Here is a 22,943-nt window from a genome sequence, read left to right as displayed (position 1 = left end):
CGAAACCAACAGCGCCCGCGCGCAGGACGGTTACGGTGACTGGTTCCTGGGTCTGAGCATCGTGTCGCGCTTTGGCGAACCGGCTGCTGCCCCGGCTGCTGCCGTTGCCCCGCCGCCGGCTGCGCCGGATTGCTCGAAGCTCGATAGCGACGGCGACGGCGTGAACGATTGCGACGACAAGTGCCCGAACACCCCGGCCGGTACGATCGTCGGTCCGGACGGTTGCCCGCAGAAGGTCGTGATCGACCTGCGCGGCGTGAACTTCAAGTTCGACTACCCGAAGATCGGCCACGTGAAGGCGGCTGAAATTGGTAAGGCCCTGGCCGAGCCGACCGCCGACTCGATCGCGATCCTGGATCAGGCTGTCGACACGCTGCAGCGTTACCCGCAGGTCCACGTGACCGTTGCTGGTTACACCGACGGCGTGGGTAAGGACGCGTACAACCAGAAGCTGTCGGAGCGTCGCGCACAGATCGTGTACGACTACCTGACCTCGCACGGTATCGACGCGAGCCGTCTGGAAGGCCCGATCGGCCACGGCAAGAACGACCCGATCGACACCAATGCTACCGATGCCGGCCGCGCGCGTAACCGCCGCACCGAGCTGCAGGTCCAGCAGTAATCGATCTGGTGTAAGCAGTACCGAGAAGCCCGGCGAAAGCCGGGCTTTTCTTTTGGGGGGCATCGGATCGCGATCGTCCCGCAGCCGCATCATCGTGCGTGCGGTTACCGCTAAAATTCCCGCCTATGCCGATTCGCCCCACCTCGCGTTCTCCCCGCCCAGCCGCACCTCGCCACGGCCTTGCCCGCGTACTCAGCAAGCTGGGTGTGTGCTCGCGCAGCCAGGCCGAGCAGGCGGTGCGCGAGGGGCGAGTCACAGTCGATGGCCGCGTCGTGCGCAACCCGGAACAACCGGCGGATGCGGAGCGACAGCGCATCTGCCTGGACGGCCAGCCGGCGATTGCCGCAAAACGTATCTATATCGCACTCAACAAGCCGCGCGGCATCGTGGTGAGTGCTTCCGACGAACGAGGCCGCGATACGGTCTACGACCTGCTCAAGGATGCCGGCTTACCCTGGCTGGGTCCGGTGGGGCGGCTCGATCGTGCCAGCGAAGGCCTGCTGCTCTTGAGTAACGACAGCGCCTGGGCCGCGCGCCTGACCGACCCTGTTGAGCACGTCGACAAGCTGTACCACGTCCAGATCAATTCCTTGCCTACGCCGGAACTGCTTGCGCAATTGATCATCGGGACGGTCAGCGACGGCGAGCGCCTGGCCGCCAAGCGGGTCGACGTGCTGCGTGAGGGCGAAAAGAATGCGTGGCTGGAGATCGTGCTGGACGAAGGTCGCAACCGGCACATCCGCCGCCTGCTCGAGTCGCAGCGCATCAGTGTGCTGCGTCTGATCCGTATCGCGATCGGTCCGCTGGCATTGGGGGATTTGCCCAAGGGACAGTGGCGCTACCTGGAGCCCTCCGAAGTCGCGTCGCTATCGTCGGGCTGAAAGCGTTCGGCGGCCGCCACCTGCAATGCGTCGAGCATCGGCTCGATCAACGGATGCGTGCGGTCCCGGTGCAACACGGCATAGATCGTATTGAGGCACGGCGTATCGGCTTTGCGCACGATGACGTAGTCGTTCGACGGAGGCGATTCCAACAGGCAGACCGCCGGCACGATCGACAGGCCGCGTCCGGCCGCAACCCAGGCCAGCACTTCTTCCAGTTCTTCGAAATGCGCGGTGGCCGACAACTGCGGTAGCTCGATGCCCAGCACCTGCTTGAACCAGGTGGCAAAGACAAAATCGCTTTCGTCGTAGGTGATGAAGCTCTCGTTGAGTAGCGAGGCGGCGTCGAGTACGGGCGGTGTTCGGCTAGCCGGGGCGATCAGCACGATTTCCTCACGATCGACCGGGATGTGCTGCAGCTTTGCATGGGGTTGCCGTACATATACGAAACCCAGGTGGCTGTCGCCGCTCTCCACATTGCGCAGCACACCTTCGGCGGTCGGATAGTGCAAGCGGATCGGCAAGTCGGCGAGCGGGCCATCGCGGAACAGCGGCAGCACCACATAACGACCGTAGCCGCTGACCGCCGAAATACGTAGCGGGTCGGTGGTCAGTGTGGCATCGCGCATTTCATCGTGCAGGCGCTCCCAGTCGTGCTGCATCCCGCGGCAGAAATCGAGCAGGCGCAATCCGGCGGCATTCGGCTGCAGGCGGCCGCCGCGCCGTTCGAACAGCGACATGCCCAGGCTCTCCTCCAGGCGGCGCAACTGGTAGCTCACGGACTGTTCGGTGCGATGCATGATTGCCGCTGCCGCGCGCAGGCCGCCGGCTTCGCAGACGGTGCGGAAGGCGTGCAGGTATCGCAGCTCCACGTTCATGCGTAAGGCGCGCTCCGACGAGGGAGGGAATCCAACTTAAAAAGAAATCATGCCTCCGATGAAAAAGATTCGCATAGCGCGGTGCCTATCTCAAGCCGACAATCGCGACGTGCATCCGCACAGCACCCAAAAAGGTTAGGTATGGCATCGATTCGACGGTTTTCCGGTGCATGGCTGGCCGGCGTGGCCCTGGTGGTTTCCTCCCAGGGGCATGCTCAGACGGCCGGCGATGCGGCACATTTCTACTATTACCGCCTGAGCGACGGTATGCAGGCAAAGTTCGAAGCCGGTTACCGCCGGCACCTGGCCTGGCATCGGGCGCATCACGATCGTCTGGTCTGGTACGGTTGGATGATCGACAACGGTACGCGGGCAGGGCAATTCGTCGATGCAAACGTGGGCGAGCCGTTCGCCGCGTTCGATCACCGCGTCGATGTTGCCGACGACGGTAAGGACTTCCAGCAGAACGTAGCGCCCTATTCGACGCCGACAGCGCAGGAAACCTACCTGTTGCTGCGTGATGTCAGCTTTCGTACGCCGCTGGAGTCGCGCCAGCCGAGCGCGAACATGCAGGTGCTTACTTATCAGGTGCACCCTGGTACCGAGGCACGCTTCGAGGCCGCCTTGCGCGTAGCCCGACATGCTTTGGAAAACACGCCCGACGCGCCGCCTCACACCTGGTATCGCCTGGTCGTTGGTGGCACGCAGTCGACCTATATCCTGCAGATTGCGCGAGCTGACTGGGCAAGCTATGACCGCTTCCATCGAAGCATCGCTGATCTGTTAGCGGCCGATTCGACGGCATTGGCGGACTATGCAGCGGCTGTAAGCGGCGTACGGAGCGAAACCTGGACCTATCGGACGGAGCTGAGCAATCTACCGTAAGCCATCTTGTTTGCTTGCGGTTTCGAAGAAGTCCGAATTCTCGTTTTCTCCATTGTCCATGGTTTAGACGCATGACATGATCATCAGTCGTCGTCTTTGTTGGTCACGCATGGTGTGTCTGCGAACACCAAACGATGAGCGCGACGAAACATGAATCAGGACAAGCCATCCGGGCGCGCAGGCGCCCCATCAGGTCAGGAGACCGCTCGATGAACAATCGAAATGATGACCGTACATCTTCACCCATCCCGCCGGGTTCCCCGATCAGTTTTACTTATTCCGAACTCGGTTTGGGGCCGAACGGCACGCCGCCGAATCAGAGTCCGTCACAGACGCCACAGCTATCGCCCGTGAGTTCGCGTGCGTCGACTCCCGAGCCGGCAACGCCTGGACTTCATCCGTTGCCCAGGGCGCCACAGCATCGAGCGACCACACCGCCATCCACGCCCGAACTGTCGCCAGTGAGCTCACGCGCGTCCACGCCGGAGCCGATGACCCCGCAGCCGGGTCAGCCAGCCCGGGTTCCGCGGCGCGAAGGCCAAGGCCGAGGGCCCCGGCGATAGCCTAGTGACAACCGCCCATGGCGCGCGTGTGAACGCGCCATGGGTGTCAATGCATTCCTGGTTCAGCCGATGACGCCAAGCTTCCTGCCGACCTTGGTAAATGCTTCGATCGCGTGGTCCAGGTGTGCTCGGGTATGCGCTGCGCTCATCTGCGTGCGAATGCGCGCCTGTCCTTGCGGTACCACCGGATAGAAGAAGCCGGTGACGTAGATGCCTTCTTCCAGCAGCTCGGTCGCCATGGCCTGGGCTTTCTTGGCGTCATAGACCATGACCGGCACGATAGGGTGCACGCCTGGCTTGATATCGAAGCCCACCTTGGTCATCTGCTCGCGGAAATAACGCGTGTTTTCCTTGACGCGATCGCGCAAGTCGCCTGCCGCGGCAAGCATGTCGAAGACCTTGATCGCGGCGGCGACGACATGCGGTGGCAACGAGTTGGAGAACAGATAGGGGCGCGAACGTTGGCGCAGCATCTCGATCACTTCGGCGCGGCCCGTCGTAAAACCGCCCAGCGCGCCACCCAGGGCCTTGCCCAGGGTGCCGGTGAAGATGTCGATCTTATCCATCACGCCGTTCACTTCGGCCGAGCCACGGCCGGTGTCGCCGAGGAAGCCGGTGCAATGGCATTCGTCGATATGCACGAGCGCGCCGTACTGTTTGGCCAAGGCTGTGATCTTGTCGAGCGGGGCAATGAAGCCGTCCATCGAGAACGCGCCGTCGCTGGTGATCAACTTGGTGCGGGCGCCGGCAGCGTCGGCGGCCTGTAGCTGCTTTTCCAGATCCGCCATGTCGCAGTTGCCGTAGCGGAAGCGCTTGGCTTTGCACAGACGAATGCCATCGATGATCGAGGCGTGGTTCAGCGCGTCGGAAATGATCGCGTCTTCTTCACCGAGCAGCGGTTCGAACAGACCACCGTTCGCATCGAAACATGCGGCGTAGAGAATCGTGTCTTCGGTGCCGAAGAACTCGGCGATCTTCTTTTCCAGTTCTTTGTGCAGATCCTGCGTGCCGCAGATGAAGCGTACCGAGGCCATGCCGAAGCCGTGGGTATCGAGCGCATCCTTGGCGGCCTGGATCACGTCCGGATGATCGGCCAGACCCAGGTAATTGTTGGCGCAGAAGTTCAGCACCTGCTTGCCGCTGTCGAGGCGGATTTCAGCCGACTGCGGCGAGGTGATGATGCGCTCAGCCTTGAACAGGCCTTGTTCGCGGATGGATTGCAGTTCGCTGGTGTAGCGGTCCTGGCCGGGATAAGTCATGGGCTTGGGTTCTTGGCGGGGAAGAACCCGATTGTCGAACTTTTCGGCGCCCATGGGGAGTGGTCCACTCCCAAGCATTCAAGCCAGAGTGTAGTGAATCTCGAATAATCTCAGTTTTCATCGTCGCCCTGGCGAAGGCCGGGGCCCAGTGCCTTACGCTTCAACGTGCTGAAGACGCTGGGCCCCGGCCTTCGCCGGGGCGACGGATAGGAAGGGATTTTTTAGAGGACCTTCTAGTGGAGGCCAAAATCCACACGCGTCGTCTTGCCGCCATCGTCGATACCCTTGGCATCGACCTTGGGCGCCGAAACGAAGACGCGGCTATCGGGCACCTTGCCGCGCAGCCACTGACGCACCACATCCGCGCGTCGCTCCGCCAGGTGACGCAGGGCATCCTGGTCGACCGGCATGTTTTCTTCCAGCAGTTTCTGCATTTCTTCCGGTGGCTGCGATTTGGTCAACCCGACCAGATTGCGTTCCTTCTTGAACTTGGCGTGCTTGTACGCTTTTTCCAGATAGCGATCGCGATCTTCGGGCGTCACCTTTGCCTTGGCCGGATCGGCGTTGTCTTCATCGTTGCCCGCTTCATGGCGAATCAGGTCTTCGACCATCTCGTGGCGCAGGCCTTTTTCGTCGTACGCCGGATCTTCGCGTCCGATGATGTCCAGGTTGAGCGACGACTTGTCGTTGAGGACCTTGACGATTTTTTCCAGCCGCGAGGTGCTGTCGGCTGTCAGTACGCTCGATCCGGGGGCAAATTCCACGTAGCCCAGATCCTGCCCGCCGTTGTCGCCACCGCCAAATGCCGAGGCCAATAGTTTGAACGGTGCGGTTGCCGCCTTGGCGATCAGGTTGACGATGGCGCGCCAGATCAAACCGCCGACACTGAATTTGGGATCGTTCAACGAGCCCGATACCGGTACGTGTACATCGATACGGCCTTGCGAGTCTTTCAATAGAGCGACCGCAAGCTTGACCGGCAAGTGACTTACGCCGGGACCTTCGATGCGGTCGCCGAAAGTGAGCTGGTCGATGAAGATGTGATTGTCGGCGGTCAATTTGCCCTGATCGAGCAGGTAATGCACATCGACGTTGAGTCGCCCCTTGGTGATGGGATAACCGGCGTACTTGCCGGAGTAGGGCGAGAGGTGGGTCAGTTCGACGCCGTCGGCCTTGGCCTTGATGTCCAGAAAAGCGACCGGCGCCAGCGGATTGATCGAACCTGCAATATCCACCGGCGCGTTGTCGTCGAGCTGGCCGTTCAAATTCAGATCCGCCGGCGGACCACCGGCGGTGGTGCCGAACGCACCGACCTTGCCTTCGAGCTGGGTGATATTGGCGGTGTAGTTCGGCTTGATGAAATTGTCGGTGTAGTTGAGCTGGCCGCGCGACACGGTGACTTGACCGATTTGAATCTCCGGCGGTGGGCCCGCAGGCGCGGATGAGGCGGGTGCGGGTGCGACCTGCGCTGTTTGCGCGGCGCTGGCGGCCGGCGCAGGCGCTGGCGTCGAACCATCCTGCGCACGCGTGACGGAGACTGGCGTGGCTTCGGCGGGATTGGCCACGACATCCTGCAGATTGATGCGCCCGGTCGCGTTGATGATGACGCGCGCGTAGAAATCGCTGAGCGACAATGCGCCGATGTTCACATGCGGCGCACCTTCGCCCATGCGTACATTCATGCCCGATGCGGTCAGGCTGTTCCAGCGCAGAAATTCATCGTCGGTTGCCTTGTCCAGCACGCGTACGCGGCCGAGGGTCGCCTGACCCTGATAGGCGATACGTGCCGGCTGCTTGCCGCGATCGGCGTAGCGGACATGCCCGTTGAGTCCCAGTTGCGCGCTGACGATGCGCACGTTCAATGGCACGCTGATCAACGACTCGAACTGTGCGATATCCAGGCGTGTCGTCTTGACGCGCAGATCGGCATCCAGCGGCTCGGGCTTGACCGTGCCGGTGACGTTGTAGGTGCCTTTGCCGATGCCGCCGTTCAAATCGAGCTTGAGCGGCTGGCGCATATTGTCGGACAGGCCGTCCACGCCGAACTTGCTCGCCTTGATTGTCAACGCCGCTTTTTTGCCGGCAGCGTTGTCGTCCTTGAAGTTGACTGTGCCATCGTCCAGTCCGAAGTGCGCCACGCTCCAATGGAACGGGGGCGATGCCGCTGCCCCGCGCGGCGCCGGCTTGCTGGGCAGCATCAGGCTGGCCAGATCGAAGCTGCCGTTGCGCAGGCGCCGAACATCCACCTTCAAACCGCTCAGGGTCAGGCTGTTCAGGCGCGCTTCTCCGCCGGCCATATCGAACTTGGCGATATCCGCATGCATGCCTTGCCAGGCGACCGGCGTCGTGCGGTTGCCTTTCGGGCTCAGCGCAAAATGGTTCAGGCTCGCCTGCGCCGGTTCCATATGCACATTCAGCGCGCTGCCCCAGCTGGCCTGTAGCTGTGCATCGGCATCGATCGCGCCGTCGGTGATTTCGCCATTGAGCATGGGCGGCGCCAGCGGCACCAGGGTGGCCAACGCGACCTGCTTCAGGCTGACCTTGCCGACATAGTGATTGCCGACCAGGTCGATCTTGCCGTTGGCGGCGATCTGGCCGCCGGCCATCTGTCCGGCCATATCCACGCTACCGGCAGGGCCGGCGACGGTGGACACGCCACGCAAGCTGCCATGGAGATCTTCCAGCGCCAACCGGGCCGGCGTCTTGCCGCTCAGATCGGCATAGTCCAGTCGCGATCCCTGCAGGCTCAACGTGTCGATGCGAACCTGGGTGGGCTTGGCCGGCGGATTGGTTGGCGGTGCGGGCGCGGTCAATGCATCGAAATTGCTGTGGCCACCCGGCAGCTTGGTGTAATGCAAGTTGGCGCGTTCGAGACTGAGCGTGCTCAGGTGATAGCGCGACGACAACGGCTCGACATCGTTGAGCGTGGCGGTGGCGCGGCCCAGCTCAAGCAATGGCGTGTTGTCGTGATTGGCCAGCTTGAAATTGTCCATCGCCAGCGAGCCGTCCAGGCGCAGTTGCGATGTGTCCTTGGTCGTCAGGAAATGCAGCTGCAACTGGCCTGACAGCACGCCGCTAGGAATGTCCACCGGCAGCTTCGACGGCACATAGCTGAGATAGCGCGGCAGGTCGAGCTGATCGAGTTTGAAGTTGATCGTCGATTCGCGGCTGTCGGCAAACGGCTTGGTCTGTCCGTCGATACGCAGCGGACTGTTGTCCACGCGCATGGCCAGCAGCGGCTGCACGTAGACGTCGACGCGGCTGGGCAGATTCGCGACGAAGGGGATGCCCAGTTCCAACTGGTCGACACGATGTTTCGCGTTGAGCACCTTGTCGTCGAACTGGATGTCGCCGTTATGCACGCTGATATTGGCCAGCGCGAAACGCGTAGGCGGCGACGGCGGCTCGCCCGGCTTTGCCGCGAAGCGATCGAGCAGATCGCTGAAATTGAATGCCTGCGGCGCGGTGCGGGTGATGTGAATCTGTGGGTGTTGCACCGTCAGCTCATCGAGCACCGGGGTCAGGCGGAAAACCGCCGCCCAGGACGCATTGACCACGATCTGATCGATATCGACGAAGGGCGAGGTGCCGTCCTTTTCGCCGATATGCAGCTTGTCCAGCTCCAGCCGCAGCGTGTAGGGGTTCAGGTGGATGGCATCGACGGTGACCGGTCGCCCGAGCATGGCCGTTGCCCGGCTTTGCAGCTGGCTCTTGATCAGCGACGGGGCGGCAAAGAAGCCCAGTACGCCAAACAGTACGATCAGGCCAAGCAGAATCAGAAGGGTCTTGCGCAAGCGGTGCGAGCGATAGAGCTTGACGGCGCGGTCGCGGCCGGCCGCGAGGCGGGAGTTGCCCTTGGGGTCGTTCATGACGGTCAATGCTCCGCTGACATCGCGGGCCGACGGTGTATGGCCATGCTGCCGTACACGTCCCGAGAACTGCCGGCCTGCCTGGGCTGGAGTTTACTCAGGTTGGAGGGGGTAGGGGCAAGGATGGATTCGGCAGTTTTGCCGTTGTGCAGCTTGCGCACTCTCCCCCAGGCCCGCTGGAGGAGAGTGCGAAGAGGGAACTCAATTCCAGGAACAAACCACCTTGCCGCAGTTGCCTGCGTCCATCAGGTCAAAGCCCTTCTGGAAATCGTCGATGGCGATCTGGTGCGTCAACACCTTCTGCAGCGGGAAGCCGGTCAGCACCATCTGGGTCATCTTGTACCAGGTCTCGTACATGCGTCGACCGTAGATGCCCTGCAGGGTGAGGCCCTTGAAGATCACCTTGTCCCAGTCGATGCCGGCGCCGCGCGGCATGATGCCGAGCATCGCGACCTTGCCGCCGTGGTACATGCACTCGAGCATGTCGTTGAAGGCGCGCGGGTTGCCGCTCATCTCCAGGCCGACGTCGAAGCCTTCGATGTGCAGGTCCTTGACGGTTTCCTTCAGCGACTGCTTGGACACGTTGACCACGCGCGTGGCGCCCATATCGGCGGCAAGCTTGAGTCGGTAATCGTTGACGTCGGTGACGACGACATTGCGCGCACCCACATGCTTGGCGATGCCGGCGGCGATGATGCCGATCGGGCCGGCGCCGGTGATCAGCACGTCTTCGCCGATCAGGTCGAACTCCAGCGCGCAGTGCGCGGCGTTGCCGTAGGGATCGAAGAAGGCGGCCAGCTCGGACGGAATCTGGTCCGGGATCGGCCACAGGTTCGAGGCCGGCATGGTCATGTATTCGGCGAACGCGCCATTGCGGTTCACGCCGATGCCCACAGTGTTCGGGCACAGGTGCTGGCGACCGGCGCGGCAGTTGCGGCAATGGCCGCAGACGATGTGGCCTTCGGCCGAAACGCGGTCACCGATCTTGTAGCCGGTGACGCCGGGGCCGATCTCGACGATGCGGCCGACGAATTCGTGGCCGATGGTGAGACCGGGCTTGATCGTGCGCTGCGACCATTCGTCCCATTTGTAGATATGCAGATCGGTCCCGCAGATCGCGGTTTTTTCCATCTTGATCAGCACTTCGTTCGGGCCGACTTCCGGCACCGGCACTTCTTCCATCCAGATACCCTGCTCGGGATTGCGCTTGACCAGGGCTTTCATCATCTGCGGCATGTGTTCGATCCAGGCTGGCCCAGGGGGAATGGGCGGGGGGAGGTTGGGAAAAGCGGGATTATAAGGCCTGCCCGGCCGACCGGCTTTCGTGCAGTGCAGCGTTGCCCTGGCACGGCGGTCCATTCTATGGTCGCAGGTTCCTGCGATGGGCGCTGAAAGAAAGAGACACCTGATGAGCTTGAAGAAACTGTTGCTGCCGGCCGCTGTGGCGATGGGCTGGAATGCGCCGGTCAGCGCCGACGAAGGCATGTGGCTGCCGTCCCAGTTGCCGCAGATTGCCAGCCAGCTCAAGGCCGCCGGTTTCGAGGGCAATCCATCCGATCTGGCCGACCTGACCCGGCCGCCGTTGAGCGCGGTGGTGAAAGTGGGCGGCGCCACCGGTGCCTTCGTCAGCGACGAGGGCCTGGTGCTGACCAACCACCACGTGGCCTTTGGTGTCATTCAGTACAACAGCACGCCGCAGCGCGACCTGATCGAAGGCGGCTATGTCGCCGCCGATCGCAGCCAGGAATTGCCTGCCAGCCCCGATTTCCGGCTGCGTGTCACCACCGGCTTCGACAAGGTGACCGAACGCGTCCTGGCCGATGCCCACGGCAAGACGGGCCGTGCGTATTACGACGCGGTCGACCGGGCCGGCAAGCAACTGGTGGCCGAATGCGAACGCGAAGAAGGCATGCGTTGCAGCGTAGTCAACATGTTCTATGGCACCGATTTCTATCTGGTGAAACAGCTGGAGCTGCGCGATATCCGGCTGGTTTATGCGCCACCGCGTGCGATCGGCAACTATGGCGATGAGATCGATAACTTCGTGTGGCCGCGACATGCCGGTGACTTCACTGTATTGCGCGCCTATGTCGGTCCCGACGGCAAGCCGGCGGCCTATGCGAAAGAGAATCGGCCCTATCGCCCGCCGGCGCATCTGAAGATCGCCAGCGAAGGCGTGCAGCAGGGCGATTACGTGATGCTGGCGGGTTATCCGGGGATTACCTATCGGCACCGCATGGCCGAGGAGTTTGCCGATCAGATCCAATGGCGCCTGCCGACCTCGGTCGCCGTGCTCAAGCAACTGCAAGGTGTGATCGAAAGCGAAGGCGGCCGCAATCATGAAGCCGGCATTCGCTATGCGGCACAGCTGCAATCGCTAAAGAACAGCATCAAGCGTTTCAGCGGCGAGCTGGAAGGGCTGGAGCGCAGCGATGCCGTTACCGTCCGGCGCGGCGATGAAACAGCGATGCTTGCATGGCTGGACAAGCAACACGATGGTGCGGTCGATCGCAAGCAGATCGATCAGGTTGCCAAGCTTATCGACGATGGTAAAAGCGTGCGTGATCGCGATCTGTTGCTTGGCCTGATCGCCACACAGACGCAGCTTATGCGCAGCGCATTGACGATCGAGCGTCTGGCGATCGAGCGCGCCAAGCCCGATGCCGAGCGTGAAAGCGGTTACCAGCAACGCGATGAAGAGCTGTTCGCGGGCCAGTTGCGACAGGTGAGCCGCCGTTACGATCCCACGGTGGAAAAGGCGCTGCTGACCGTGTTGCTCACGCGTTATCAGCAATTACCCGCGACACAGCATGTTCCGGAGTTCGACCAGGTATTTGGACGGACTCCGGCCGAACTCGAGCAGGCATTGAATCGCCTCTACGGCGGCACGCACCTGGGCGACGAGGCTGCGCGCTTGCAGGCATTCCAGGCGACACCTGAAAGCGCACGCGCATCGGAGGATGTCTTGCTGGCGGCAGCTCGCAGCTTGCAGCCGGCGTTGCTGCGCATGGACGACGAACGCAAGACACGAGAAGGCGACTTGCTGCGCCTGCGTCCGTATTACATGAAGGCATTGATTGCATTTCGCCACAGCCAGGGACGCGCGGTGTATCCGGACGCGAACTCCACGTTGCGTGTGAGCTACGGCAAGGTCACGCCGCTGGCAGCGCGTGACGCGGTGACTTACGCACCGCTCACCACCGTCAACGGCATCGTCGAGAAAAACACCGGCAAGCCGCCATTCGATGCACCCAAGCCTTTGCTCGATGCCATTCACAAAGGTGATTTCGCCGGTTATGCCGACCCGGTAACCGGCGCGATGCCGGTCGACTTCCTGAGCAACCTGGATACCACCGGTGGCAATTCGGGCTCGCCGGTCATCAACGCGCGCGGTGAGCTGGTGGGCCTCAACTTCGACAGTAACTGGGAAGCGGTCAGCGCCAGCTGGATGTACGACCCGCGTTACAAGCGCGCCATCCATGTCGACCTGCGCTATATGCGCTGGCTGATGGACAGGGTGTATCCGGCGCCGTGGTTGCTGAAGGAGCTTGGGCAAGTAGGGCGCTGACGGTCGCGTCGCGACTTCAGTCGCGACCATCCCGCCGCAATCCTCCTCGTTTGACCCCGTGACTTGCGGCACATCCCCACAGGCCGCCTCAACGTCCAGACTAAACGTTATATTGTAACAAAATGCCCACGCCCTCGCGGGCACTGATAAGGAGAATCCAGTGCGTCGTCTCGCTCTTGCCGCGGCTTTGTCCGTCGCTTTCTTTTCCCAGGCTCATGCCGTCGAAGGCATGTGGCAGCCCGCGCAGTTGCCGACCATCGCCGCAACGCTGAAGCAGCATGGATTGAAACTCGATCCAAACAGCCTGACCGACCTGACGGCTTATCCGATGGGCGCGATCGTCAGCCTGGGTGGTTGCACGGCTTCGTTCGTTTCGCCCGAAGGCTTGATCGTCACCAATCACCATTGCGGCTACGGTGCCTTGCAGTACAACTCGACGCCGCAGAAGAACCTTATCGTCGATGGCTTCCTCGCCAGGACCAAGGCCGAGGAACTGCCCGGCTCGCCGGATATGCGCGTGTTCGTCACCGAGGAAATTCGCGACGTCACCAAGGAGATCAACGCGAAGCTCAACGATCACATGAGCGGCGCGGAGCGCTATAAGGCGATCGAGCTGGCGATCAAGGAGCAAGTTAAAGCCTGCGAGAGCGAAGGCTATCGTTGCGACGTCTACACCTTCCATGGCGGCTTCAGCTACCAGCTGATCAAGCAGCTGGAAATCAAGGACGTGCGCCTGGTCTACGCGCCGCCGGAATCGATCGGCAAGTTCGGCGGCGATATCGACAACTGGATGTGGCCGCGTCATACCGGCGACTTCAGTTACCTGCGTGCCTATGTCTCCAAGGACGGCAAGTCGGCCACTTATTCGAAAGACAACGTGCCGTATCAGCCCAAGCACGTGCTCAAGATCAATCCGCAGGGCGTGGAGGCGGGAGACTATGTAATGGTGGTGGGCTATCCCGGCCGCACCAATCGTTACCGTCTCGCCGATGAAGTGCAAAGTTCGATCGACTGGGTCTATCCGACACAGATCAAGATTTACCAGGACACGCTCAATATCATCGATACCGCCGCCAAGAGCCGGCCGGATGTCGGCGTGAAATACGCCAGCATGGAAGCGGGCCTCAACAACTATCTCAAGAATTTCGGTGGGCAGCTCGAAGGGCTGCGTCGTGCCGATGCGGTGTCGGTCAAGCGTCAGCAAGAGGCTCAGCTCGAGACCTGGCTGAAGGACAAGGGCGGTGCCGAGAACGAGGCGCTCGCTGCCGATATCGGCAAACTGCGCAAGGCGATCGCCGACGACCAGTCCACGCGCGAGCGTGATCTGGATATCAGCCTGATTCGTCGTACGTCGGTACTGGGTAGTGCGCTTCGTCTGGTACGCCTGTCGCATGAGCGTCAGAAGAGCGATATCGAGCGTGAACCGGGATATCAGCAGCGCGATGAAGTGCGGATCGAAGGTGCGCTCAAGCAGATGGAGCGTCGCTACGATCCGGCCGTCGATCAGCAATTGCTGACCTATGGTCTGCTGCGTTACATCAAGCTGCCCCAGGACCAGCGGCTGCATGCGCTCGACCAGTGGCTGGGTTCGGCAAATACCGAATCGGCCATCAGCGCAAAGGTTGGCGCACTTTATAGCGGCAGCAAGCTGGGCAATACCGACGACCGCATGAAGTGGTTCAAGGCCGATGCCAAGACGATCGATGCAAGCGACGACAGCATGCTGGCGCTTGCACGCGCGCTGTCTCCGGAGCTGAAGGCGATCGAGGACAAGGACGACGCCCGCGCCGGCGAGATGTCAAAGCTGCGTCCGCGCTATATGCAGGCGATGATCGCGTGGAAGGATTCGCAACATCTGCCGGTCTACCCGGATGCCAATAGTTCGTTGCGCGTTACCTTCGGTAATGTCCAAGGTGTCGCGCCGCGCGACGGTGTCAGCTATTCACCGTTCACCACGGTGCAGGGCATTGTGGAGAAGGACACCGGCGTCGAACCATTCAATGCGCCCAAGGCGGAAATCGCCGCCATCAAGGCCAAGCAATTCGACGGCTATGCATCGAAGAAGCTCGGCACCTTGCCGGTCGACTTTCTTGCCGATCTGGACATCACCGGCGGTAACTCCGGTTCGCCAGCCATGGATGCCCAAGGCCGCCTGGTCGGTCTGGCATTCGACGGTAACTGGGAATCGGTCAGCGGCGACTGGTTGTTCAATCCGCAGCTGAATCGGTCGATTCAGGTCGACGTTCGTTACATGTTGTGGGTCATGCATCAGCTCGATCATGCAGACAATCTGTTGCAGGAGATGGGTGTGCCTGCCAGCGGGAAGTAACATTTCCGCTGACTTGCCAACGTTGTAGGAGCGACTTCAGGGATTCTCGAAAAACCTTTCCTACTCGTCATTCCGGCGCAGGCCGGAATCCACTCCTCAGTGCAGACGCTTGCCACGTACTATCTGACAACTTAAGGACTGAGGATTGGATCCCGGCCTGCGCCGGGATGACGACTAGGAGAGTTGTTCGAGCTCCCCGTGCCCCAATGACCTGTGGCCTACAGCTCCCGTCTTCCATCCAGGTATAGCATCCGTGAATCACGGCATGGCTCGGGAAGGGGAAGACAGTGACTCTTACACGGCGTCAGTTTCTAGGTAGCACGCTTCCACTCGGCGCACTCGCGTTGACCGCTTACGCAGGGGCACCGGCGAGCTTGCTCGCGGCAGACAACGCTGCGGTTCCGACGCCCGCACCTGCGGACAACACTGTATTCCTCTACGGCGACAGCATCCTGCTCGAACCGCAACCCTATGCCGATCTGTTGCAGTCGCTCTTGCATAAGCGCGACAAGGTCAACGATTTCTATCTCAAGGGCGGTGCGGTCACCGAGCTGGAGGCAAAGTTCTCCGCGCTGCTGGGCAAAGAAGATACGGTGCTGATGCCCACCGGCACCCTGGCCAACCATATTGCCTTACGGCTGCTGTGCGGCGAGTCGCGCCACGCCCTGGTGCAGCAGGAAAGCCACGTCTATCGCGATGAGGCCGATTCGGTGCCGACCTTGAGCGGGATCAACCTGGTGCCGCTGGCGCCGGGCAAGGCCGCGCCGACGCTGGATGAAGTCAAGGCTGCGATCGATCGCGCAGAGAATGGTCCTTATCCGATCAAGGTCGGTGCGATATCGCTGGAAAGCCCGGTGCGTCGCGCCGACGGTGCCACCGTGCCGATGGCCTTGATCAACCAGATCGCAGGCATCGCGCACGCTCATGGCGTCGGCATGCATCTGGACGGTGCGCGTCTTTTATTGATGAGCGGCATCAGCGGCTTCGATCCGAAGTCGTACTGTGCTCCGTTCGACACGGTCTATGTCTCGCTCTACAAATATTTGAATGCGCCGTTTGGCGGCGTGTTGTCGGGTACCAAGGCGCAGATGACGAAGGCGCGCGAGCTGCGGCACATCTTCGGTGGGACCTTGTTGCATGGCTGGATGGCGGCGTTACCGGCACTGGATACGCTGGTCGGTTTTGTCGACCGTTTCGCCAGCGTGCGACAGGCAGCCGAACGCCTGCTGGCACGTTTGGAGAAAACCTCGGGCTATAAAGTCCACCGCATCGAGAACGGCAGCAATATCGCCTACCTCGATGTATCGGCGAAGCGGGCCGATGGATTGGGCGAGCGCTTGAAGAGTGCGCATATCGAGATGGGCCATCTGCGTGAGGGCAAGCTGGAGCTCATGTTCAACGAAACCTGGCTGCGCCAAAGTACCGATCAATTGATCGCGGCCTTCGCCGGGAAATAGCCGCAGCCCATACAATGGGCGGATGTCGATCGATCAACGTCCGCCCGCCATCTTCCTGATGGGACCTACGGCCTCCGGTAAAACGGCGCTGGCCTGTGCGCTGAGCGAGCGGTTTCCGGTGGAGCTGGTGAGTGTCGACTCGGCGCTGGTTTATCGCGGCCTCGATATCGGCTCGGCCAAACCCGATGCGCCGACCCTGGCGCGCTATCCGCATGCGCTGATCGATATCCGGGAGCCGAGCGAGCCTTATTCGGCGGCGGACTTTCGCGCCGATGCGGTCGCTGCCATGCAGGCGATTACGGCGCGCGGTCATGTGCCGCTGTTGGTGGGTGGTACCGGTTTGTATTTTCGCGCCTTGCAGCGTGGTCTCTCGGCCTTGCCCGAAGCGGACCCGACCATCCGCGAGCGCCTGACCGGGGAGGCGCAACGCCTTGGCTGGCCGGCCATGCACCAGCGGCTGAGCGAACTCGACCCGGTAGCCGCCCAGCGTATCGGGGCAAACGATGCGCAGCGTGTGCAGCGCGCACTGGAAGTCATCGAGCTGACCGGGCGGCCTTTGTCCGAACAGCAGCAGGGCGGCAGCGGAGAGCGCTTCCCCTGGCGGGTGTTGAAACTGGCCCTGTTGCCGGAAGACCGCAGGCTGCTGCACGAACGTATCGCCCGGCGTTTCGACGCCATCATCGCGGCGGGCCTGCTCGACGAGGTGCGCGCGCTGCGAGCACGCGGCGGCCTTCACGCCGACCTGCCGGCGATCCGGGCCGTCGGCTATCGGCAGGCCTGGGAGCACCTGGACGGGCTGGTCGATGCGGCGACATTTCGTGACAAGGGCGTCTTCGCGACGCGTCAGCTGGCCAAGCGGCAGATCACCTGGTTGCGCAGCGAGCTGGACGCCCGGACGCTCGATCCGGATCGCGAAGATCTTGCGGGCAGAGCGAGCGACGCCTTGCGTCTGTTCCTTGGCGGCCCCATGTAAGCATGGCGAGGCGGTTTCTGACCGCTCGGTTACAGAGGTAAGCGCCGCCGCGGTCACACGGTGGAGTTTTTTCCTTTCAAGATCAATTTAAAAGCGGTTAATATTCCTTCGTCTTGGGCCGGGACGTGCTGCACGCGTCTTTTCTCCGGCCTGTTCGTAAGCGAGGGGAGAACAACAAATGTCCAAAGGGCAGTCATTGCAAGATCCGTTTCTTAACGCTTTGCGTCGTGAACGCATCCCGGTCGCCATCTATCTCGTCAACGGTATCAAGTTGCAGGGAACGATCGAGTCGTTTGATCAGTTTGTGGTGCTGCTGCGCAACCAGGTCAGCCAGATGGTCTATAAACACGCCATCTCGACCGTAGTGCCCAGCCGCAATGTACGCGTTGGCAATGGTCACGACGGCCATGGCGACGCCATCGTTGGACCCGCCGAGGCGGAAGGTTGATTCACTCTGTTTGATCGTCAAAAGAAAGGCGACCGTGCTGTCATCGTCCTCCCGCATTCGCGCGGGGAGGGCGACTCGGTACGCCGCGCCGAAGAATTCGCTGAGCTGGTCAAGTCGGCGGGTGCCGAGATCCTGGGCAGCATCCCCGCACGCGTCGAAACCCCCAATCCACGCTATTTCATAGGCACCGGCAAGGCCGAAGAGGTCGCCGAGGCTGTGCGTGCGCTGGAGGCCGACCTGGTGCTGGTCGACCATCTGCTCAGCCCGGTCCAGGAACGCAACCTGGAAAAGCTCCTCAACACGCGCGTGGTCGATCGTGCCGGGCTGATCCTGGACATCTTTGCCCAGCGTGCCCGGTCGCACGAAGGCAAGCTGGAAGTCGAGCTGGCGCAGCTCAAGCACCTGGCTACCCGGCTGGTGCGCGGCTGGACCCATCTGGACAGCCAGCGCGGCGGTGCCATCGGCAACCGCGGCCCGGGCGAAACCCAGCTGGAAACCGACCGCCGCCTGTTGGCCGAGCGCGTGAAGATGCTGACCAAGCGCCTGGAAAAGGTGCAGACGCAGCGTGGTCAGCAGCGCCGCGCGCGGCTACGCAACACGGTGCCGCGGGTGGCCCTGGTGGGCTATACCAACGCGGGCAAGTCGACGCTTTTCAATGCCTTGACCGAAGGCGACGTCTACGCGGCCGATCAGCTTTTCGCCACGCTGGACCCCACGGTCCGCAAGCTGGAAGACCTCACCTGCGGGCCGGCTGTGCTGGCCGATACCGTCGGTTTCGTCCGCGACCTGCCGCATGACCTGGTGGCCGCCTTTCGCGGCACCCTGGCCGAGGCGCGCGACGCGGACCTGCTGCTGCATGTCTGCGATGCCGCCGACGAGGAGCGCGACCGCCTGCGTGACGTGGTCGATCAGGTGCTCGAAGAGATCGACGCCGGCGATCTGCCGCAATTGCGGGTCATGAACAAGATCGACCTCGCTGGCGGCGAGCCGCGCATCGATCGCGACGGCGAAGGCCGCCCGACCCAGGTCTGGGTGTCCGCGGCCCAGGGCATAGGCATGGACCTGCTGCGCCAGGCGCTGGGCGAATTGCTCGGTGGCGAGCGTGTGCGTTCCGAATTGCGCCTGCCGCTATCGGCCGGTCGCCTGCACGCACGGCTGAAGGCAGCCGGTGCCATCGCCGGCGAAGCGGTCGACGAACACGGCTGGCAGCTACATATCGACGCACCCCGCAGTGTCATTGCTCCCCTGACCGGCGGCGGCGGCGCGGATGCGGCCTTGCTGCGCGACATCCTCGGCGAGGAAGCAAGGGGCTAGGAGCCTGCTGCAAAAGCGGTTGTGCCCCTTGTAGCTAACCCCTTATGCCCTCACCCCTGATAGAATGACGGGCGTTTTGCGGCCAACGTACCCGGCGCCCCCATGCAACAGCCCGTTCAACGAGTTTTCCGGCCATCGCTGCCGGCCTCCCTGCGGCCTCAAGGAGACTGACCATGGCCTGGAACGAACCCGGTAACAACGGGCAGCGCGACCCCTGGAACAAGAACAACAACCGTCCCGGCGGCAACAAGTCAGGGCTGGAAGATGTGCTCAAGCAGCTACGCAACCGCTTCGGCAAATTCGGCGGCGGTGCCGGCGGCATCTTTACCGTCCTGCTGGCCGTGGTGCTGGCCTGGCTGCTGCTGAGCAGCTATGTGATCGTCGATGCCCGCCAGGCCGGCGTAGTGCTGCGCTTCGGACAGTACAACCGCACGCTGGGGCCGGGCTTCCATTTCAAGCTCCCGCGTCCGCTCGAGTCGGTGACCAAGGTCGGCACTACGGAAATCCGTTCGGTATCGGACAAGGTGCGCATGTTGACCTCCGACGAGAACATCATCTCGGTGGACTTCAACGTGCAGTACCAGGTGTCCGATGCGCGCCAGTACCTGTTCTCGCTGAGCGGGCAGCCGGAAGACACCTTGCAGCAGGCCGCCGAAGCGGCCGTGCGCACCGTCGTCGGCGCGAACATCATGGACAACATCCTGACCAGCCAGAGCGATCCGGTGGCCGTTGCCGCCGCCGACCCGGCTGCCGCGTCGACCGCCGCCACGCCTGCCACGGCCGCTGCCAAGGCACCGGTACCGGCGCAGACTCGCGATACCCTGCAGCAGCAGACCCGCGACATCCTGCAGGCCACGCTCGATGGCTACCGCTCGGGCATCACGGTGACCGATGTGAGCTTCCAGAACGTGGCCCCGCCGCAGGAAGTGAAGGACGCCTTCGACGACGTCAACGCCGCGCGCGAAGACAAGCAGGCGACCGAAAACAACGCGCGCGCCACCGCCAGCAAGATCGTGCCCGAAGCACGCGGCGATGCATCGCGCATTCTCGCGCAGGCGCTTGGCTATAGCGCCGAGCGCGTGGCCCGCGCCAACGGCGACGCGGCGCAGTTCAACCTGATCCTCAAGGAATACAAGGCCGCGCCCGACGTCACCCGTCGTCGCCTGTGGCTGGAAACGGTTGAAAACGTCATGTCGAACAACCCCAAGGTGCTCGACGGCAGTGGTGGCCGCAATGTCATCTACCTGCCGCTGGAGCGTATGAGCGGCCGGGACGTCCAGGGCGTGGGCACGGTGTTGCAATCGGCCGCGGGCGGCGACATCAGCAAGGAGAAGCAGCCATGAAATTCGTGACCGCGATCCTGGTCGTCCTGATTGTCCTGTTCGGCTACAACAGCATGTATGTGGTCAGGGAAGGCGAGAGCGCCCTGGTCCTGCAGTTCGGTCGCATCGTGCGCACCGACAACGATCCGGGCCTGCATTTCAAGTTGCCGCTGGTGCAGCAGCGCTTGTTGTTCGACAGCCGCATCATGACGCTGGACGCCCAGCCGGAGCGTTACTTCACCTCCGAAAAGAAAAGCGTCAATGTCGACTTCTACGTGAAGTGGCGCATTGCCGACAGCGCCGCGTATTACCGCGCGACCACCGGTTCGGACCTGCAGGCGGCCAACCGCCTTACCCCGCTGGTCAAGAACGCGCTGCGCCAGGAATTCAACGGTCGCACGCTGCAGGAGCTGATCACGGCCGGGCGCAAGGACATCACCGAGCGCGTGCGTGCCGAGACCGATGCCACCTCCAGCAAGAATCTAGGTATCGACGTGGTCGACGTGCGCATCAAGCGCATCGAGCTGCCCGATGAAGTGAGCGAATCGGTCTACAAGCGCATGCGTGCCGAACGACTGGAGCTGGCCAACGAGCTGCGTTCCACCGGCCAGCAGGCGGCGACCACGATCCAGGCCGATGCCGAGCGCCAGGTGCAGGTGATCAAGGCCGATGCCGAGCGCGATGCTTCCAAGACACGTGGCGAAGGCGATGCGCAGGCTGCGGCCATCTACGCGCAGGCCTATGGCCAGGATCCTGAGTTCTTTGCGTTCTACCGTAGCCTGTCCGCGTATCGTGATTCGTTCAAGGATGGCAAGGGCGTGCTGGTGCTCAAGCCTGATTCGGAGTTCCTGCGTTATTTCAATGACGGCGCGGCCAAGCGCTGAGCGTTCGGGTCGCGCCGCATGACCTGTTCGCCGCCGTGTGCCTGGCGTCGGTCATCCGAGGGCAAGATTTCGTTTTTACTATCCTTAAGGGCCTGATCGGCCCTGCCAAATGAGCGAGAAGATCATGGGTAAGTCAGTCGTTATCCTTGGTGCCCAATGGGGCGACGAAGGCAAAGGCAAGATCGTCGATCTGCTGACCGAGCGCGTCGGCGCGGTTGCACGTTTCCAGGGTGGCCATAACGCCGGCCATACGCTGGTGATCAAGGGCAAGAAGACCGTGCTGCACCTGATACCGTCGGGCATCCTGCGCGACGATGCGCTGTGCCTGATTGGTAATGGCGTGGTGTTGTCGCCGACTGCGTTGAAGCAGGAAATCGAAGAGCTCGAAACCGCAGGCGTGAGTGTGCGTCCGCGTCTGAAGATCAGCCCGGCCACGCCGCTGATCATGCCGTACCACATCGCCGTCGATAAGGCGCGCGAGATCGCCGCCGGCGGCAAGGCCATCGGTACCACCGGTCGCGGCATCGGCCCGGCCTATGAAGACAAGGTCGCCCGCCGGGGTGTGCGCGTTGCCGACCTGATGTATCCGCATGAGCTGCCCGATCAGTTGCGCGAAGTGGTCGAGTACCACAACTTCGTGCTGACCCAGTGGCTGAAGGCCGCGCCGGTCGATTACCAGCAGGTGCTCGACGAAGCGCTGAGCTGGGGCGAGTTCCTCAAGCCGATGGTCGACGACGTCGCCACTATCCTGCATGACGTGCGCCGCGAGGGTGGCAACATCCTATTCGAAGGCGCTCAGGGTGCGCTGCTGGATATCGACCACGGTACCTATCCGTACGTTACTTCGTCCAACACCACGGTGGGCGGCGCGCTTGCCGGTACCGGCGTGGGTGCGGGTGACATCGACTACGTGCTCGGCATCTGCAAGGCCTATGCGACGCGCGTCGGTGGCGGTCCGTTCCCGACCGAGTTGAACGACGAAATGGGCGAGCGCCTGCGCAAGGTCGGCAACGAATTCGGTGCCAGCACCGGTCGCCCGCGTCGTTGCGGCTGGATCGACCTGGTGGCGCTCAAGCGCGCCGTGCAGATCAACGGCATCAACGGCCTGGCCATCACCAAGCTGGACGTGCTTGACGGTCTGCCGAGCATCAAGGTTTGCGTGGCCTATGAGTATCGCGGCAAGCGTCGCGAGCTGGCGCCGCTGGACGCGGACGGTTGGGCTGAGTGCAAGCCGGTCTACCTGGAATTCCCGGGTTGGGAAGAGTCCACCGCAGGCATCCGCGACTGGAACAAGCTGCCGGCCGCTGCGCGTGCCTACTTGCGCGCCGTCGAAGAGTTGTCCGGCTGCCGTTTGGCCCTGGTGGCTACCGGTGCGGACCGCGACGACACGATCATTCTGGACGATCCGTTCGCATAAGCGTTCGCATCACGTCGAGATATATGAGAAGGGCTCTCTGACGAGAGCCCTTTTTTATTTGCCCTGTCCAGACGAGACATGGTTGTCCGTTGTCTGCTCGATGTCCGGACACACCGACCGTCCGCGGACAACGGTATCGTCTGCTGTGCTGACATGAGAAATGGCTTCAGGGCGGGGTTTGCGAGCCATCTGAGGGCTTGGCACGACCCTTGCCATCTACTCCGTGAAAGCAACTTTTCTAATCTCACGGAGAACAGTCATGAAATTCGAAACC

The 22,943-nt window shown here is 62.3% G+C and carries 16 protein-coding genes; 12 read left to right on the top strand and 4 right to left on the bottom strand.

Going from position 1 to position 22,943, the window contains the following annotated elements:
- Together ACZ6WW_RS00525 and ACZ6WW_RS00520 are read left to right on the top strand one after the other, a co-directional pair.
- The coding region (locus ACZ6WW_RS00525) for an OmpA family protein (protein WP_465272522.1) at nucleotides 1-622 on the top strand (622 nt) is incomplete at its 5' end.
- Nucleotides 623-747: 125 nt separating this feature from the next.
- Complete coding sequence (locus ACZ6WW_RS00520; protein WP_465272521.1) at nucleotides 748-1,503, top strand: pseudouridine synthase; 756 nt, start codon at nucleotides 748-750, stop codon at nucleotides 1,501-1,503.
- Here ACZ6WW_RS00520 and ACZ6WW_RS00515 read toward each other — a convergent pair.
- Nucleotides 1,461-2,381 carry a LysR family transcriptional regulator gene (locus ACZ6WW_RS00515; protein ID WP_465272520.1) on the bottom strand — a complete coding sequence of 307 codons (921 nt, stop codon included), beginning with the start codon at nucleotides 2,379-2,381 and terminating at the stop codon, nucleotides 1,461-1,463. The two genes, ACZ6WW_RS00520 and ACZ6WW_RS00515, sit on opposite strands and share 43 nt — an antisense overlap.
- A gap of 141 nt (nucleotides 2,382-2,522) precedes the next feature.
- On the opposite strand from ACZ6WW_RS00515, the gene ACZ6WW_RS00510 reads away from it, so the two are divergent.
- Entirely contained in the window at nucleotides 2,523-3,266 is a 744-nt protein-coding gene (locus tag ACZ6WW_RS00510; protein ID WP_465272519.1) for a hypothetical protein, read from the top strand.
- Nucleotides 3,267-3,891: 625 nt separating this feature from the next.
- Here the strand turns inward: ACZ6WW_RS00510 and kbl are convergent.
- The 3 genes from kbl to tdh all read right to left on the bottom strand — a co-directional run bounded on the left by kbl (nucleotide 3,892) and on the right by tdh (nucleotide 10,181).
- Nucleotides 3,892-5,088, bottom strand: a complete 1,197-nt coding sequence (gene kbl, locus ACZ6WW_RS00505; protein ID WP_465272518.1) for a glycine C-acetyltransferase — start codon at nucleotides 5,086-5,088, stop codon at nucleotides 3,892-3,894.
- A gap of 233 nt (nucleotides 5,089-5,321) precedes the next feature.
- Entirely contained in the window at nucleotides 5,322-8,957 is a 3,636-nt protein-coding gene (locus ACZ6WW_RS00500) for a DUF748 domain-containing protein (RefSeq protein WP_465272517.1), read from the bottom strand.
- A 201-nt stretch (nucleotides 8,958-9,158) separates the two neighbouring features.
- Entirely contained in the window at nucleotides 9,159-10,181 is a 1,023-nt protein-coding gene (gene tdh, locus ACZ6WW_RS00495; protein WP_465272992.1) for an L-threonine 3-dehydrogenase, read from the bottom strand.
- Between the two features lie 184 nt (nucleotides 10,182-10,365).
- Here tdh and ACZ6WW_RS00490 point away from each other — a divergent pair, with 184 nt between their 5' ends.
- The 9 genes from ACZ6WW_RS00490 (at nucleotide 10,366) to ACZ6WW_RS00450 (ending at nucleotide 22,669) form a co-directional block, all read left to right on the top strand.
- A complete protein-coding gene (locus ACZ6WW_RS00490; protein ID WP_465272516.1) occupies nucleotides 10,366-12,525 on the top strand; it encodes a S46 family peptidase in 2,160 nt (719 codons plus the stop codon).
- Nucleotides 12,526-12,685: 160 nt separating this feature from the next.
- A complete protein-coding gene (locus ACZ6WW_RS00485; protein ID WP_281852592.1) occupies nucleotides 12,686-14,854 on the top strand; it encodes a S46 family peptidase in 2,169 nt (722 codons plus the stop codon).
- A gap of 287 nt (nucleotides 14,855-15,141) precedes the next feature.
- The gene (locus ACZ6WW_RS00480) at nucleotides 15,142-16,311 is read left to right on the top strand and encodes a threonine aldolase family protein (protein ID WP_465272515.1); all 1,170 of its coding nucleotides are present in this window, start codon (nucleotides 15,142-15,144) and stop codon (nucleotides 16,309-16,311) included.
- Between the two features lie 22 nt (nucleotides 16,312-16,333).
- Nucleotides 16,334-17,284 carry a tRNA (adenosine(37)-N6)-dimethylallyltransferase MiaA gene (miaA, locus tag ACZ6WW_RS00475; RefSeq protein ID WP_465272514.1) on the top strand — a complete coding sequence of 317 codons (951 nt, stop codon included), beginning with the start codon at nucleotides 16,334-16,336 and terminating at the stop codon, nucleotides 17,282-17,284.
- A gap of 178 nt (nucleotides 17,285-17,462) precedes the next feature.
- Nucleotides 17,463-17,732: an RNA chaperone Hfq gene (gene hfq, locus ACZ6WW_RS00470; protein ID WP_281852595.1), complete on the top strand. Its 270-nt coding sequence runs from the start codon at nucleotides 17,463-17,465 to the stop codon at nucleotides 17,730-17,732.
- A 6-nt stretch (nucleotides 17,733-17,738) separates the two neighbouring features.
- Nucleotides 17,739-19,046 (top strand): ribosome rescue GTPase HflX, encoded by a 1,308-nt coding sequence (gene hflX / locus ACZ6WW_RS00465; protein WP_281852875.1) that lies wholly within the window; start codon nucleotides 17,739-17,741, stop codon nucleotides 19,044-19,046.
- Nucleotides 19,047-19,219: 173 nt separating this feature from the next.
- Nucleotides 19,220-20,389 carry an FtsH protease activity modulator HflK gene (gene hflK, locus ACZ6WW_RS00460; RefSeq protein WP_281852596.1) on the top strand — a complete coding sequence of 390 codons (1,170 nt, stop codon included), beginning with the start codon at nucleotides 19,220-19,222 and terminating at the stop codon, nucleotides 20,387-20,389.
- On the top strand, nucleotides 20,386-21,252 hold the full coding sequence (gene hflC / locus ACZ6WW_RS00455) for a protease modulator HflC (protein ID WP_281852597.1): 867 nt from the start codon (nucleotides 20,386-20,388) through the stop codon (nucleotides 21,250-21,252). The genes hflK and hflC overlap by 4 nt, the downstream gene beginning before the upstream one ends.
- 124 nt (nucleotides 21,253-21,376) lie before the next feature.
- Nucleotides 21,377-22,669, top strand: coding sequence for an adenylosuccinate synthase (locus ACZ6WW_RS00450; protein ID WP_281852598.1), 1,293 nt, complete (start codon nucleotides 21,377-21,379; stop codon nucleotides 22,667-22,669).
- The last annotated feature ends 274 nt before the right edge of the window (nucleotides 22,670-22,943 follow it).

The organism is Dyella sp. NPDC103356, assembly GCF_055584465.1.
This window is presented reverse-complemented; position numbering and strand designations above follow the sequence as displayed.